14 protein-coding genes are annotated in these 15,904 nt (G+C 67.2%); 11 read left to right on the top strand and 3 right to left on the bottom strand.

The features are described from left to right. Positions 1 to 8: 8 nt before the first annotated feature. The 11 genes from CRT60_RS07400 (at position 9) to CRT60_RS07350 (ending at position 12,759) form a co-directional block, all read left to right on the top strand. Positions 9 to 320 (top strand): hypothetical protein, encoded by a 312-nt coding sequence (locus CRT60_RS07400; RefSeq protein ID WP_098735788.1) that lies wholly within the window; start codon positions 9 to 11, stop codon positions 318 to 320. A 157-nt stretch (positions 321 to 477) separates the two neighbouring features. Then, positions 478 to 1,002, top strand: a complete 525-nt coding sequence (locus tag CRT60_RS07395) for a hypothetical protein (RefSeq protein WP_244592340.1) — start codon at positions 478 to 480, stop codon at positions 1,000 to 1,002. A 208-nt stretch (positions 1,003 to 1,210) separates the two neighbouring features. Next, positions 1,211 to 1,753: a type VI secretion system contractile sheath small subunit gene (tssB, locus tag CRT60_RS07390; protein WP_098735786.1), complete on the top strand. Its 543-nt coding sequence runs from the start codon at positions 1,211 to 1,213 to the stop codon at positions 1,751 to 1,753. A gap of 46 nt (positions 1,754 to 1,799) precedes the next feature. Then, entirely contained in the window at positions 1,800 to 3,269 is a 1,470-nt protein-coding gene (gene tssC, locus CRT60_RS07385) for a type VI secretion system contractile sheath large subunit (protein WP_211100112.1), read from the top strand. A 47-nt stretch (positions 3,270 to 3,316) separates the two neighbouring features. Next, positions 3,317 to 3,826: a type VI secretion system tube protein Hcp gene (locus CRT60_RS07380; protein WP_098735784.1), complete on the top strand. Its 510-nt coding sequence runs from the start codon at positions 3,317 to 3,319 to the stop codon at positions 3,824 to 3,826. A 139-nt stretch (positions 3,827 to 3,965) separates the two neighbouring features. Next, positions 3,966 to 4,451, top strand: coding sequence for a type VI secretion system baseplate subunit TssE (tssE, locus tag CRT60_RS07375; RefSeq protein ID WP_244592339.1), 486 nt, complete (start codon positions 3,966 to 3,968; stop codon positions 4,449 to 4,451). A gap of 1 nt (position 4,452) precedes the next feature. Then, entirely contained in the window at positions 4,453 to 6,249 is a 1,797-nt protein-coding gene (tssF, locus tag CRT60_RS07370) for a type VI secretion system baseplate subunit TssF (protein WP_098735782.1), read from the top strand. Next, complete coding sequence (tssG, locus tag CRT60_RS07365; protein WP_098735781.1) at positions 6,213 to 7,250, top strand: type VI secretion system baseplate subunit TssG; 1,038 nt, start codon at positions 6,213 to 6,215, stop codon at positions 7,248 to 7,250. The genes tssF and tssG overlap by 37 nt, the downstream gene beginning before the upstream one ends. Next, the gene (gene tssH / locus CRT60_RS07360; RefSeq protein ID WP_098735780.1) at positions 7,247 to 9,886 is read left to right on the top strand and encodes a type VI secretion system ATPase TssH; all 2,640 of its coding nucleotides are present in this window, start codon (positions 7,247 to 7,249) and stop codon (positions 9,884 to 9,886) included. Before tssG ends, tssH begins: the two co-directional genes overlap by 4 nt. Before the next feature lie 52 nt (positions 9,887 to 9,938). Continuing rightward, entirely contained in the window at positions 9,939 to 12,056 is a 2,118-nt protein-coding gene (locus CRT60_RS07355) for a type VI secretion system Vgr family protein (protein WP_098735779.1), read from the top strand. Between the two features lie 10 nt (positions 12,057 to 12,066). Next, positions 12,067 to 12,759 (top strand): toxin-antitoxin system YwqK family antitoxin, encoded by a 693-nt coding sequence (locus tag CRT60_RS07350; protein WP_244592338.1) that lies wholly within the window; start codon positions 12,067 to 12,069, stop codon positions 12,757 to 12,759. Positions 12,760 to 12,792: 33 nt separating this feature from the next. On the opposite strand, the gene CRT60_RS07345 is transcribed toward CRT60_RS07350, so the two are convergent. The 3 genes from CRT60_RS07345 to CRT60_RS07335 all read right to left on the bottom strand — a co-directional run bounded on the left by CRT60_RS07345 (position 12,793) and on the right by CRT60_RS07335 (position 15,599). Next, on the bottom strand, positions 12,793 to 13,164 hold the full coding sequence (locus tag CRT60_RS07345) for a DUF4280 domain-containing protein (RefSeq protein WP_244592337.1): 372 nt from the start codon (positions 13,162 to 13,164) through the stop codon (positions 12,793 to 12,795). 123 nt (positions 13,165 to 13,287) lie between these two features. Then, complete coding sequence (locus CRT60_RS07340; protein WP_098735776.1) at positions 13,288 to 14,424, bottom strand: hypothetical protein; 1,137 nt, start codon at positions 14,422 to 14,424, stop codon at positions 13,288 to 13,290. Positions 14,425 to 14,663: 239 nt separating this feature from the next. After that, complete coding sequence (locus CRT60_RS07335; protein WP_098735775.1) at positions 14,664 to 15,599, bottom strand: DMT family transporter; 936 nt, start codon at positions 15,597 to 15,599, stop codon at positions 14,664 to 14,666. Positions 15,600 to 15,904: the final 305 nt, after the last annotated feature.

Raw genomic sequence — 15,904 nt, 5'->3', positions numbered from 1 at the left:
GCGGCGCGTTGAGCCGGGACAAGCGCCTGCGGGCGGTGCTTCCGCGTCTGGGCAGCGAGGCGGCGGGCGAGCGGATTGCCGCGCTGGCGGCGCTGGAGCGGCTGTTGCCGGCCGGCCAGACGCTGCGGGAGGTGATCGAGGTCGGGCTGTTCTACCTCGACCGCCGGGGGGTGGACGCATCGCCGATCGAGGAGGTCGGCCGCCTGCGCAGCGCCGCACAGGCCGCCGCCCGCCGCGACGAACAGCAACGCGGCCGGATCGCCGCGCTGGAGGCGGCGATCCGCGATGCGCTCGCCCAGCTCCGGCAGGCGCGGGACTGAGCCTTACAGGTCATTCATGGTTTCACTCACACTTCGGGGTCGCCCTTTGTCCTCCTTCGTCGTGCCTTGTCAGCATTCCCTGAGGTCGGCCGTCGAGGCGGCGGCCACCGCCCGTGGCATGACGACTTCACAGCTTCTGCGAACGTTCCTGACGGTCATGAGCCCCGACGTGCTGGAAGCCCTGCCGGATCCGGGGGAACCCAACCCGGTGGACGTGTCGTACCGGCGGGTGACGCTGAAGAACGGACGCACCCGGCGGGTGCGCGTGGTGCCGAAGCTGAGGGTGCGCTACCCGGTCCGCCTGGACCATGCGACGGTGCGCAAGGCGGCGTGGGCGGCGGCGACCATCGGTGCGTCCGACGGCGCGCGTCTGGTCACGTCGGGCGAACTGGCGGCGGTGGAAACCGAGATGAGCCGCTGCCGCCTGCGCCTGGAGCAGCTGACCTCCGCGCTGGAGACGCTGGCCTTCCGCCCGCTGCAGCAGCCGATCCTCAAGCCCTGGCAGGCGACCTATGTGCTGGGATTCACCCACGAGTGGGGTCTCGATCCGCAGGCGGTCAACAGCCGCTTCCGCACATTGGCGCCGATCTACCATCCCGACACCGGCCTGCTGTCGAGCGCGGAACGGATGAGCCAACTGGTGGAAGCGCGCAACTTCCTGCTGCGGCACCTGCGCCGGTAACTCCGCACCGGCGCGGGGGCTTCCCGCCGGAAGGGCACAGGCCGAAAGGCCTGCTGCGGGGTAATACCTCCGAAACGGAGGTGTTACCGGGGGATGCCAGCCAATTGGGGCCTATCTCGGCTGGCTAAGATTGATTGCACTCCGAATGATGGCGGGGCTAACGCGCGGCGCAGGGCGCGCATGGATTCATTGCGAGGTGGTTGAGGTCATGACCGAGAGCATCCAGAAGAAATTGGAGCGCGTCCGTCCGCCGCGCGTCAAGCTGACGTACGAGGTTCACACCGGCGGCGCCACCGAGATGAAGGAGCTTCCGTTCCTCGTCGGCGTCCTGGCCGACCTGAGCGGCAAGCCGGAAAAGCCGCTGCCGAAGCTGAAGGAGCGGAAGTTCGTCGAGGTCGACCGCGACAATTTCAACGACGTTCTGGCCTCCGCCGCTCCGCGGCTGGCGTTCCAAGTCGACAACAAGCTCCAGCCCGACGGCGGCAAGCTCAACGTGCTGCTGAACTTCGACGACATGGGCGACTTCGAGCCGGTCCAGGTGCTGAACCAGGTGCCGGCGCTGGCCCGCCTGTTCGAGGCCCGGCAGAAGCTCTCCGACCTGCTGGCGAAGCTGGACGGCAACGACGAGCTGAGCGGCCTGCTCAACGACGTCATCTCCAACACCGAACAGCAGGACGAGCTGAAGAAGCTCCTCGGCCCCACGGAAACGGCGATGGCGCCGGTTTCGACGGAAGAGCCGCCGGCCGCCTGACGGCCGCCCATCCGCTGATACGGAACGCATTCACAGGAGTGCCCAAGTGACTACGGAAATGTCCGTCGAGAGCACCGCCAGCGCCAGCCTGCTCGACCGCATGATGGTCGAGGGCAAGATGGCGCGTGAAGAAGGCCAGCGCCCCTACGCCCGCGACCTGCTGTCCGAGTTCGTGGACCAGGTCGTCGCCGAGACTGGCGACGCCGTCGCCGTGGATGTCGTCGAGGCGATCAACCACCGCATCGCCCAGATCGACGAGCTGATCAGCCTTCAGCTCAACGAGGTGCTGCACCATGAGGACTTCCAGAAGCTGGAAGCCACCTGGCGCGGCCTGAACTACCTCGTCACCAACAGCGAGACCGGCAAGCAGCTCAAGATCCGCGTGCTGAACAGCTCGCGCAAGGACCTGCAGAAGGATCTCGACAGCGCGGTCGAGTTCGACCAGAGCGCGCTGTTCAAGATGGTCTACGAGGCCGAGTACGGCACGCTCGGCGGCACGCCCTACAGCGTGCTGATCGGCGACTACGAGTTCGGCCGCCATCCGCAGGACATGTCGCTGATCGAGAAGATCTCGAACGTCGCCGCTGCGGCCCATGCGCCCTTCATCGCCGCCGCCTCGCCCAAGATGTTCGACATGGACAGCTTCTCCGAGCTGTCGGGTCCGCGCGACCTGTCGAAGATCTTCGAAACCGCCGAGATGACGAAGTGGCGTTCCTTCCGTGCGTCGGAAGACTCGCGCTACGTCGCGCTCGTCATGCCGCACACGCTGCTGCGCCTGCCCTACGGCCCGAAGACGGTGCCGGTGGAAGGCGTGAACTTCGTGGAGGACGTGGACGGCCGCGATCACTCCAAGTACCTGTGGGGCAACGCCGCGTGGGCGCTCGGCGCGCGCATCACCGACGCCTTCGCCAAGTATGGCTGGACTGCGGCCATCCGCGGCGTCGAGGGCGGCGGCCGGGTCGGCGGCCTGCCCACCCACACCTTCAAGACGGACGAGGGCGACGTCGCGCTGAAATGCCCGACCGAGATCGCCATCACCGACCGTCGTGAAAAGGAGCTGAACGACCTCGGCTTCATTTCGCTGGTGCACTGCAAGAACACCGACTATGCGGCGTTCTTCGGCGGCCAGACGGCCAACAAACCGAAGGTATACAACACCAACGAGGCCAACGCGAACGCGCGGCTCTCGGCGATGCTGCCCTACATGCTCGTGTCGTCGCGTTTCGCGCATTACCTGAAGGTCATGCTGCGCGACAAGATCGGCTCGTTCACGACCCGCGGCAACGTGCAGAGCTACCTGAACACCTGGATCGGCAACTACATCCTGCTGGATGACGACGCCTCCCAGGACATGAAGGCGCGCTTCCCGCTGCGCGAGGCCCGCGTGGACGTCTACGAGGTGCCGGGCCGTCCGGGCGTCTACCGCGCCAACGTGTTCCTGCGCCCGCACTTCCAGCTCGAAGAGCTGTCGGCTTCGATCCGGCTGGTGGCCGAGCTGCCGGCGCCGGAAGCCTGACCCCGGCCCCGACCGTCCAACGCCCATCTGTTTAGGAGTTCATCACCATGTCCATGGTCATCCTGGAGATCCCCGAGGTCAAGGGCGAGTGCCGGGTCAAGACGAAGCAGGTCGACTTCACCGACATGATCCTGTGCGAATCGCTCGCCCAGGACATGGAAGTCGAGATGGAAGTCACGACCAACGCGCGGCGCACCGTCCACACGCCGAAGGTCAACAACATCACGCTGGAGCGCAAGTGGGACATCGCGTCCCCCAAGCTCATCAGCCTGCTGCTGCGGGCCGGCGTGAAGGGCGAGACCTGGAAGATCCACTGCGTCAAGCCGCTGGGCGACGACGAGTTCCAGTGGGTCGAGTTCCTCACCCTGGAGCTCACCAACCCGCTTCTGTCGAAGCACTCGCTGAGCGTCAGCGAGGGCGACACCACGGAGAGCCTGGAGATCAACGCGACGAAGATCACCTGGGTCTACAAGCAGTACGACGAGAAGCAGACCAGCCAGGGCGGCGGCGGCGTCTCGTTCGACCTGCTCACCGGTGCGGTCGGCGGCGCGAGCTGAGACTCCGCGGCATGAGCCCCCGGCAACCGCCGGGGCCATGCCGTGGCGGAAACGGTTGCCCCCTCTCTCGCTCCGCAAGGGAGGGGCAAGCGTGGCAACGCCGCGCGCATGCGGACGACACGGGATCGAAAGGCCGGTAATGACACAGTCCAAGGCGATGAACGGCGGGCGCACGCTGCTCTTCGAGCGCCTGATCGATTTCGAGCCGGACGACCCGTCGACCGACGATCCGTCCATGATCGTCATGTCCATGCCCGACCTGACCGCGTCCATCCAGCGGGAGATCCAGCGCCTGCTGGACAGCCGCACCGCGGGCGAACGCCGGACGGACACCGGCGGCACCGTGATGGAATACGGATTGCCGGACTTCGGCGAGATCCACCCGCGCTCCTTCACCGACCGCCGCCGGGTGGAGACCGTGGTCCGCCATGCCATCCTCGATTTCGAGCCGCGCCTGCTGCGGCCGCGCGTCGTCGTGACGCCGGGCAAGGGCAACGGGACGCTGACGGTGGAAATCTCCGGCGAGGTGGCCGCCGGGACCGTCGTCGAGCCGCTGTTCTTCTCCGTGAATCTCGGCGCTGCATCCCAGGCGCCGGCCGCCGGCGTCGCCGCCGGGACGGATTGACATGCGGCGCGAGGATCTCCTCGAACATTACGAGCGCGAACTGCTGTACGTCCGCCGGGCGGGCGAGGCGTTCGCACGCAGTTACCCGAAGATCGCCCGGCGCCTGGCGCTCGGTCCAGACCAGGCGGCCGATCCCAACGTCGAGCGGCTGATCGAGTCCTTCGCGTTCCTGACCGGACGCCTGCAACTCAACCTCGACCGTGAGTTTCCGCGCTTCACCGAAGCGCTGCTCGGCATCCTCCACCCGCAGCTGGTGGCGCCGGTGCCGCCGATGGGCATCGCCCAGATGGAGCCGGCGGCCGGCAACGGCCAGCTCACCGGCGGCTTCACTGTGCCGCGGGGCACCGCCCTGCACGCCCTGGCCGAAGGATCGGCGCGCTGCCGCTTCCGCACCGCCTACGACGTGACCCTGTGGCCGCTGGCGCTGACCGAGGCCGCGGTCGAGCCGACCGAGCGCTACGACTTCATCGATGGCGGCGAAGCCGCCTCGGTCCTGCGCCTGCGGCTGGAGACCTGCAATCAGGTCTTCGAGAACCTGCCGATCGAGAGCCTGAGGCTGTTCCTCAACGGCGAGCCGGTGCTGAACGCGGCGCTGCACGAGATGCTGCTGTGCGGCATGGTGGAGGTCGTCTACCTGATGCCCGGCAAGCCGCCGGTGCGGTTGCGCGGCGACGACCTGCTGCGCCCCGTCGGCTTCGAGCCCGACCAGACCGTGCTGCCCCACCCGCGGCATGCCCAGCCGGCCTACGGCCTGCTGCAGGAGTATTTCGAGTTCCCGCAGAAGTTCGACTTCTACGATCTGGCGCTGCCGCAGGGCCGGCTGTCGGGAACCGTGGTGGACGTGCTGATCCTGGTGTCGCGCCCGCTGCCCAACCGGCTGACGGTGCGCCGCGACTGTTTCCGGCTGGGCTGCACGCCGATCGTCAACCTGTTCACCCGCTCGGCCGAGCCGGTGCGGCTCAACCACAAGCGCACCTCCTACCGCGTCGTCGCCGACGCCATGCGCGAGCGGACCACCGAGATCCATTCGGTGCTGGAGGTGACGGGCATGCGCGACGCCGACGGCGCGCGCCGCACCTATGTGCCGCTGTTCTCCTTCCAGCATGCCAGCGCCGACGCCGATCCGCGCGGCTTCTGGCTCGCCGCGCGCGAACCGACCCAGCGCGAGGACATGCCGGGCACCGACGTCTATCTCAGCCTGCACCATCTCGACCTCGACCCGGCGGAGCCGGCGGACGAGACGCTGCTGGTGCGGGTCGCCTGCACCAACCGCGGGCTGGCGGAGCAGGTGCCGGCCGGGGCGGTGCTGATGATCGAGGAGGCGGCCCCCATCGCCTCCATCCGCTGCCTGAACAAGCCGACCGCCGGGCGTCCCGCCCCGATCGGCGGCACGTCGGCGTGGAAGCTGGTCTCGCACCTGTCGGTCAACCACCTCAGCCTGACGGGCGACCCGGAGGGGCTGCGGGCGCTCCAGGCCATTCTCGGGCTCTATGCGCCGGACGACGCGATGGCGCAGAACCAGCTGCGCGGCCTGAACGCGCTGTCCTCGCGGCCGGTCCTGCACCGCATCGGCCAGGATGCCTGGCGCGGCTTCGTGCGCGGGCTGGAGCTGACGCTCGACATCGACGAACGCAACTTCGTGGGCACCAGCCCGCTGGTGTTCGGCGGGGTGCTGAGCCGCTTCCTCGGCCTCTACGTCAACGTCAACGCTTTCGCCCAGCTCCGGCTGCGCTCGGTGCAACGAGGGGGGATCTGGAAGACATGGCCACGCCTGGCAGGCAATCAGCCCGTCCTCTGATCGAGGCGCTGGAGGCCGAGCCCTGGGGGTTCGACCTGTTCCAGGCCATCGCCTTGCTGGAACGCGCCGCACCGGACCGCGAGCCGCTGGGATCGGGAATCGATCCTGACCGCGAGGCCGTGCGCATCGAACATGACGCCACACTCGCCTTTCCGGCCAGCGACGTGGTGTCGGCGCGGCAGGACGAGGACGGGCGCGGCGTCGTCCGCTCGCCGGTGCTGGGGCTCGGCGGCACGGGCGGCCCCCTGCCCTATGTCGCCACCGAGATGATGCTGGAGCGCGTGGCCCGCCACGACACGGCGGGCGCCGCCTTCTACGACATCTTCAACCACCGCCTGATGTCGATCCTCTACCGGACGCGGCAGGGCAGCCTGCCGCTGCTGGAGCGCGATCCGGAGCGGTCGCTGCTGGCGCGGGCGCTGCGTTCGCTGGTGGGCATCGGCACCGATCATCTGGAGGAGCGGCTGCCGGGTGCGCCCGACCGCATGCTGCTGGCCTTTTCCGGCATCCTGTCCTGCCGCGTGCGCTCCGCCGCCGGGCTTGAGACGATGATCGGCGCCATCTTCCAGGTGGAGGCGCGGGTCAAAGGCTTCGTTGGCCGCTGGCTTCCCCTGGGCGAAGAGGCGACGACCGTCGTCAGCGCCGGGCGGCGTGGATGCAACAACCGGCTGGGCCAGGACGTGGTGGTCGGACGGCGCGTCTGGGACCAGCAGACCTGCTACGCCATCGAACTGAAAATGGACTCGCTGGAGCGCTACCGCGATTTCCTGCCCAACGGCCGCCACCATGCCACGCTGTGCGCCCTCGCCCGCTTCCACAGCGGCGACGGCATGGATTTCCAGATCTCCCTGGTGCTGAGCCCGCCGATGGTGCCACGCACCCGCCTTTCCGCCCGCGACGGCAGCCTGCTCGGCTGGACGTCCTGGCTGCGCTTCCCCAACTCGCCGAGCCGGACACCCGGCCAGCTCACTCTTCAGCCCGCGACCGGAGGCAGCCCGTGACCGCCGACATCAAGACCCTGATCGGAAAGCTCGACCGCGACGGCCGCAAGGTGCTGGAACGCGCCGCCGCATTGTGCGTGTCGAACACCCATTACGACGTCGAGGTCGAACATCTGCTGCTCAGTGTCCTGCGCGCCAACAACGGCGTCGTGGCCGGGATCCTGCGCCATTACGGCGTCGATGCGGCGCGGGTCGAAGCGGAACTGAACGCGGCGCTGGAAAAGATCCGCCGCGGCAACACCCGCACCCCCGCCTTCTCGCCGCGGGTGCCGGAGCTGCTGGAGAGCGCGCTGCTCACCTCGGTGACGCATCTGGACAGCCCGCAGATCCTGGTGCCGGCCCTGCTGTGGGCGGCGGTCGCCTGCGATTCCGTCCGCGCGGTGGTCGGCGAATCGGCCCCGTCGCTGCTTGCCATCCCGCGCGACCGCACCGCCACCGACCTGCCGGAACTGGTGCGCATGCTGCGCAGCGACGCCAAGCTGGGCGAGGCGTCCACCGCTACGCCCGCACCGCTCGGCGAGGCACCCTCGACACCCTCGCCGCTGGCCTCCGGCCAGTCCATGCTGGACCAGTACACCGTCGATCTGACGGCGCAGGCGCGTGCCGGCAAGATCGACCCGGTGATCGGCCGCGACCGGGAAATCCGTCAGGTCGTCGACGTGATGATGCGGCGGCGGCAGAACAACCCGATCCTGGTCGGCGATCCCGGCGTCGGCAAGACCGCCATCGTCGAAGGGCTGGCGCTGCGCATCGCCGAGGGCGACGTGCCCACCCCGCTGCGCGGTACGGCGATCCGCACGCTGGACCTCGGCCTTCTCCAGGCGGGCGCCGGCGTCAAGGGCGAGTTCGAGAACCGGCTGAAGTCGATCATCAAGGAGGTGGCGGCCTCCGCCGTGCCGACGGTGGTCTTCATCGACGAGGCCCATGCGCTGATCGGTGCCGGCGGGGCGGCCGGACAGGGCGACGCCGCCAACCTGCTGAAGCCGGCGCTCGCCCGCGGCGAGTTCCGCACCATCGCCGCCACCACCTGGGCCGAGTACAAGAAATACTTCGAGAAGGACCCGGCGCTCGCCCGCCGCTTCCAGCCGGTCTCCGTTCCCGAGCCGGACGAGGCCGCCGCCGCCGCCATGCTGCGCGGGCTGGTGCGCCGCTTCGAGGAACATCACGGCGTGCGCGTGCTGGACGACGGCATCGCCGCGGCGGTGAAGCTGTCGGCGCGCTACATCCCGGCGCGCCAGCTTCCCGACAAGGCGATCAGCGTGCTGGACACCGCCTGCGCGCGGGTGGCGGTCGCCCGCACCTCCAAACCCGAAGCCATTGAGACCCTGGAGCGCGAGGACCAGATGCTGGCCCGCGAGGCCGAGCGGCTGGAGCGCGAGGCCGGCGCGGCGCACGAGGCCCGGCTGGCCGGCATCGCCACCCGCCGCCGTGCCGTCACCGAGGAGCTTGCGGCGCTGACCGGGCGCTGGAACCGCGAGGCCGAACTGGTGAAGGCCATCGACGAGGCGCTGACCGCCGGCCGGCAGGCCGACGCGGTGGCGGCGGAGGAGCGGCTGGCCGCCCTGCGCGGCGACGATGCGCTGGTGCCGCACCGGGTCGACGGCGGCGTGGTCGCCGCGGTGGTGTCGAACTGGACCGGCATCCCGGTCGGCTCGATGTCCAAGGACGACGTCGATGTCGTCGTCGGGCTGGAGGAGCGCATGGAGGCGCGCGTCGTCGGCCAGCCGCAGGCCCTGCGCGCCATCGCGCGGGCGGTGCGCGGCTACCGCGCCGGCCTGAACGAGCCCAACCGCCCCATCGGCGTCTTCCTGCTGAGCGGTCCCAGCGGCGTCGGCAAGACGGAAACCTCGCTGGCCCTGGCCGAGCTGCTGAACGGCGGCGAACAGAGCCTCATCACCATCAACATGTCGGAGTACCAGGAGGCGCACGCGGTGGCGACCCTGCGCGGCGCCCCCCCGGGCTATGTCGGCTACGGCAGCGGCGGCGTGCTGACCGAGGCGGTGCGGCGCCGCCCGCACTCGGTCATCCTGATGGACGAGGTGGAGAAAGCCCACCCGGACGTGCTGGACATGTTCTATCAGGTGTTCGACAAGGGCGTGCTGGAGGATGGCGAGGGGGTCGAGGTCGACTTCCGCAACACGCTGATCCTGCTGACCAGCAACCTCGGCGACGTGGAGCTGACGGAACTCGGGCGGGCGCGGCTCGATGCCGGCGAGATCCGCGAGGCGCTGGAAGAGGGTGTCGAGGCCATCTCCGATCCGCTGCGGCGGCGCTTCCGGCCGTCGTTCCTCGGACGGCTGACGGTGGTGCCCTACTATCCTCTCAGCGAGCGGCAGGTCCGCGCCATCGCCATGATGAAGGTGGACAAGCTGCGCAAGCGCACCGAGGGCAACCGTGCCGCAGCACTGACCGTGGCCCCGGCGGCACTGGAGGCGCTGGTGCGGCGGGCCGTGCATTCCGATGCGGGCGCCCGTATGATCGACACCCTGCTGTCGGAGTTCGTGGTGCCCGAAGTGGCCATGCGGATCCTCGATCAGGTCGCTGCCGGACAGCCGGTGGGGGCGATCCGGGTCGATTGCGACAGCGACGGGCGTTTCACCGTGACCGTTGGGGCCGCGGAAGCGGCGCTGGCCTGACCGGCGGCGGGACGGGGCGGGGCGGCACGAGGTAAGGCGGCACGAGGGGAAAATGAGCGAGCGTTTCTCACAGGCCCAACAGCACCTGTCGATCTCGACTCCGCTCGGACCCGACAAGCTGATCCTGCGCAACATCGTGGGCGAGGAGCGGCTGTCGTCGCTCTTCTCCTACCGGGTGACCATGCTGTCGTCGGACGACGACATCGACTTCGACCAGATCGTCGGCAAGCCGGTGACGGTGACCCTGACGCTGGGCGACGGTACCTCCAAGCGCTACATCAACGCCATTGTCGGCCGCATCGAGCTGACGCACATCGACGACCGCGATTCCTCCGCGCATTACGAGGCGGAGCTGCATCCCTGGCTGTGGATGCTGACCCATTCCGGCGATTGCCGCATCTTCCAGGAAAAGACGGTGCCGGAAATCGTCGAGGCGGTGATCGGCTCCACCGGCACCATCAAGACGGTGCTGAACGGCACCTATTCGACCCGCGAATATTGCGTGCAGTACCGCGAGACCGACTACAACTTCATCGCCCGGCTGCTGGAAGAGGAAGGCATCTTCTATTTCTTCGAGCATGCCGACGGCGAGCACAAGCTGGTTCTGGGCGACGGCGACAGCGCCTTCACCACCAGCGCGCTGGTCTCCACCTACGAGTATCGCGGGCACAAGGCCTACGACAACGAGGACAACGTCATCACCCAGCTCGGCGTCGAGCGGCGGGTGACGACCAAGAGCGTCGGGGTGGACAGCTATCACTTCGAGACGCCGGCGACCGACCTCTACGCCACGGCGGAGGGGAGTGCCGGCACCGGCACGATGAACGACTATGCGGTGCGCCACACGGTGTCGGCCGACGGCGAGCAGATCGCCCTGGTGCGCCAGCAGGCGCTCGCCTTCGCCAGCCAGCGCATCCGCGGCGGCGGAAGCTGCCGCGGGATGGAGGCCGGGACCAAGATCACCATCTCCGGCCACCGCAAGGACTCGCTCAATGCGGAGATGGTGCTGAATTCCGTCCGCATCGACGGGGCGACCAACCGTTTCGTCGCCACCTTCACCGGTTTCCCGTCCGCCCATCCCTTCCGCCCGCTCAACACCGCGCAGAAGCCGCGGATCCACTCGACCCAGACCGCCAAGGTGGTCGGCAAGTCGGGCGAGGAGATCTGGCTCGACAAGTATGGGCGGATCAAGGTGCAGTTCCACTGGGACCGGCTCGGCACCAACGACGAGAAAAGCTCCTGCTGGGTCCGGGTGGCGCAGGGCTGGGCCGGAAAGAATTACGGCATCATGTTCTTCCCGCGCGTCGGGCAGGAGGTGGTGGTCACCTTCCTGGACGGCGATCCCGACCGGCCGCTGGTCACCGGCGCCGTCTACAACGCCGACCAGACCGTTCCCTACACGCTGCCCGACGATTCCACGAAAAGCACCATCAAGACGCAGACTTCGAAGAACGGCACCGGCAAGTTCAACGAGATCCGCTTCGAGGACAAGGCCGACAACGAGGAGATCTTCGTCCAGGCCCAGAAGGACATGAACATCAAGGTCCTCAACGACCTGACACGGCTGGTCAAGCACGACGAGATCGAGACGATCGAGAACGACAGCACCATCGACGTCAAGAACGACCGCAAGCTGACGGTCAAGAAAAACCATACGATCACCGTGTCCGAAGGCAACGAGACGCACGCGATTTCGAAGGGAACCCGCGACCTGTCGGTCAAGGGCAAGGAAACGCACCTCAACAACGACGATTTCGAGCACACCGTCGACAACAACTACACGCTGACGGTCAAGGGCAACCTGACCATCGACGTGACCGGCGACATCGTGATCAAGGGCAAGTCGATCAAGCTGACGGCGACTTCGGCCGACATCGGCATCAAGGCGGCGACGGGCATCGAGATCAAGGCGGGCACCTCGCTCGACGTCAAATCCGGCACAGCGATGACCGTGAAGGCGGGCACGGGCATGGAGATCGATGCCGGCATGGGGCTGGACATGAAGGCCGGCATGGGCGCCACGCTCAAGGGCGGGACGACGCTGGACCTCAAGGCGGGGCTGGCCCTGACGGCCCAGGGACTGACCAGCACGGTGAAGGGATCGGCGACGGCCGAGGTGAGCGGCGGCGGCATGCTGACGCTCAAGGGCGGCGTGGTGATGGTGAACTGAGATGACGGACATGGACTCTCCAACCGACACCCCCGACGCCGCAGGCCCCACCGAGATCAGGGTCGAGGAGCGCGACGCGCACGGGCGCATCGTCCAGTCCGGACGGCTGGTGGACGGGGAGTTCGACGGCGACTTCATCCGTTATGGGGAAACCGGCCGGCCGGCGATGCGTGCCCGCATGCGCGGCGGCGCCATGCACGGCGAGACACGCCACTATGACGACGACGGCAACATCGTGCAGGTCGCCGACTATGTGAATGGCGTGCTGCACGGCACATCGACCTTCTACATGCAGGCGCGGCTGGTCTGCCGCATGAGCTACCGCGGCGGCGAACTGGAAGGGCCGTCCGTCTATTTCGCCACCAACGGCACGGTGGCGGCCGTGGTGCAGTACCGTGCCGGCAAGCGCGAGGGCGAGTCGGTCTTCTACAGCCCGCATGGCGCGGTTCTGCGCCGGGAGACCTACGCGGCGGACCGCCTGCACGGCCCGACAGCAGGCTTTTTCGAGAGCGGAGCGGTCAGCGAGCAGGCGGTCTTCAAGGACGGGCTGCTGGAGGGAGAGTTCCTGCGCTTCTTTCCGTCCGGCAAGCCGATGCAGCGCGGCGTCTATCACCAGGGCGTCCTGGTCGAGCCGCTGCGGACCTTCTCGGAGGGCGGGAAGGAAACCGGCGCGATCCCGCCGCCGAAGCCGCCGGGGCGGTAGCGTCGGGCGCTTCGGTCCGGCGGAAACCGATGCTCAGGGGACCATCTCGGTGAACTGACCGGGCAGCGTGATCTGGATGACGCCCCCGAAGCTGCACATGCATTTCGAGCTGTTGTTGAGCGCCGGCATCTTGCCGACCAGCACGGTCGGGCTGCCGGGCACCCAGGGGGCGGCGGTCATCGGCGTGCAGGGCATGGGCGTCAGCACACCGAAGGCCGCCGCGGTGGCCGCCGCCACCATGGGGTTGGCCATGCTCATGCACATGCCGAACGGCAACACATTCACGAACGGCTTGCTGTCCATGATGTTGGCCGCGGGCACCTTCGAACTCATCACCGCGCTGGCGGGAAGAACCATGAGGCTCGACGGTGCAGCGCCGAAGCTGCACATCGTCATCGCGCCCATGACGGCCTGCATTCCCATGATGCGTCTCCTCTTCCCGTTCGCTGCGGTCTATTCCTGGAATAAAGCCCGGAGTCTGTCCAGTGCCTCTCCAGGCGCCGGACAGACTCCGATGAGGCACAGGCGTCAGCCGCCGGCCAGCTTGACGATCTGAAGCGTCGTCGAGACGATGGTCTTCAGGGTCGAGCCGATGGTGACGATGGTCTCGAGCGTCTCCTTCGTCACGCCGATCTTCTCAAGCGGCTTGCCGCGCAGGTCCTTGTAGCAGACCAGGTGGCCGGTCATCTGATCGTAGAAGACATCCTTCGTCTTGATACGCGCCTGCAGCTCGTGAATCTTGTCGAGCGTGAAGGTGACCTTCTCGCCGAGAATCTTGACCAGAGCATCGGCTTGCTTGGAGAGCTTCTCCTTCTCCAGCTTCTCGATCTGGGTCATCATCTTCTTGGCCTGATCGTAGAGCTTGTCGGACTGCTCTTCCATCTTGCCGGTCTTGGCATGGTATTCCAGCAGCAGCTTTTCCATGCCGCCGACCGACTTCACGAACGGCACGCCCAGGATCGCCGCCACCTCGCGCGCGCCGGCCTTGAAATTCAGGTCGCCGCTGCTGTAGGCCGACGCCAGCGTGTCGTCGGTCTTGCGGATGTCGGTTTCTGCCTTCTCGATGTCGCGGGCGAAATTGTGAATGGCGAGCGCCATGGTGACCGCGGTCTTGCCGATGCTGGCGACGGTCGTGCAGATGCCGATGATCGCCATCGGGGTGGCGCCGCCGGCCGTCACCGCCGCGACGCCGACGCTGACGCCGGCCGACACGGTGCTGGCAAGAATGCTGATCGACCCCAGCACCATGCTCTTGGCGAACTTCAGTTTGAACGACTTCAGGTCGGACTTCTTGCTGGCATAGGCGTCCCACGCCTTTTCCACCGCCTTCAGCGCCAGCCCCGACTGCGCCTCGGTGAACTGCTTGCACATGACGTTGATCGTCTTCTCGCGCTCGGCCAATTCCTTCTCACTGGCCGGCGGCTTCTTGCCAAGGTTGGCATCGAAATCCTGGAGAGCCCCCTGGATGTCCTTCTTGGACTTGTTGAGCTGCTCATAGGCCGCTTCGATCAGCTTCTGGACAATGATCTTGTCCTTGTCGATGGCCTTCTGGAGATCCTTCGGAACCTCCTTCAGATCCACCTTCGCCACCATGGCAGGGACCTTCATGTGCTTGGTCTTGAGCCCTGCGGAAAAATCCATCTCGGCGATCTGAATGCCGGCCATCGGGTGCTCTCCAGTGTTGGTCCGTTTCTCCCGCCTTAGTATCCACACTGGCAGCGCCGCTTCGACCGGGACTTGCTCCGAACTGGACTGTTGGATAATCCATTTCCGGAACAATTCATCGCTGCAAGATATCGGTTGGAATAATATTTGGATGCAATCAAGAACTGCACCTCCGGCAACTTTGCAAGCGAAGCACAGGTTGCTTTAACGGATTGACGCCGTTCGTCCGGCACCGCCGGTCAGCGCGCCCGTGCGGAAAGGGCGATGCCGCCGCCGATCAGCACCACGCTCAGCAGCACGCCCAAGCTCAGCGGCTCGCTGTCGAAGACCGCGCTCAACAGCAGCGCCGTGACCGGCACCAGACAGACGATCTGTCCGGCTTGGCTGGCCGGCATCACCGACAGCGCCTTGCTCCACCACCAATAGCAAAGCCCGGTGGCGATCAGGCAGTTGTAGGCGATGACCGCCAACAGCGAGCCCGACCAGTTGATCGGGTGTGCCGTTTCGGCGAACAGAGCCAGCGGCGCCATCACCGCCGCGCTGGCAGCGACCTGCCAGAAGATCTGGGTCCAGAACGGCGTGCGCCACAGCCGTCGGCGGTAGAGCGTCGCCCCCAATGCCCAGCTGATCGCGCAGCCGATCAGGAAGCCGTTGCCGATCAGCGCGTTGACGTCGTTCCAGTTCACCAGCGCCGGGTTGAAGAAGACGACCACCCCGGCGAAGGTCAGCAGCGCTGCCGCGGCTTGCCGCTTGGAGATGCGCTCGCCAAGCAGCAGCAGGCCGAGCGGCAGCGTCCACATCTGCATGGTGTAGGCAAGCACCGACGCCCGCCCCGGCGAGACGAACTGCAAGCCGATGTTGCTCAGCCCCATCATGCCGCCGACCTGCAGCAGGCCGACGACCGCGATCATCAGCCGCTCGCCGCGGTGGGGCAGCAAGGGAAAGCGCAACAGCGGCGCCAGCAAGGCCAAGCTCACCGTGGTGCCGACCAGCCGAACGGCGCAGAAGGCGAGCGGTCCGATGTCGAGCAGCGCCAGCTTCATCAGCGGCCAGTTGGCGCCCCAGAACAGGACGACTCCGGCAAGCTGCAGGTAGATTGTCGGGCCGGGTTCCGTCCCGGCTGCCGTCTGGCGAGCCGTCCCGTTTCGCCTGCCGCCCGCCGTTTCGTCCATCATGACCGGCCGCTCTCTTTAGGTTGCAGAGCATGCTAATTCGGCAGACTGATAATCAGCCCTGCATTCCTCTGGCGGCAGCCGTGCGTCGACGACTCCTAATCTCCAGGCAGGACCCAACCCTGGAGTAAACGCGGCCCGAAACAGCGAAACGCCCTGTCTCTTTCGAGCCAGGGCGTTTCCGATCAGTGTGAAGATGCAAGCATACGTGCTTTGGTTTGAAGCGTCTCCTGTGCCTGAGCGACCTGGCGGCGACCTACTCTCCCACGTCTTAAGACGCAGTACCATTGGCGCGGAGGCTTTTCACG

Source organism: Azospirillum palustre (assembly GCF_002573965.1).
Classification (GTDB): Bacteria; Pseudomonadota; Alphaproteobacteria; order Azospirillales; family Azospirillaceae; genus Azospirillum; species Azospirillum palustre.
This window is presented reverse-complemented; position numbering and strand designations above follow the sequence as displayed.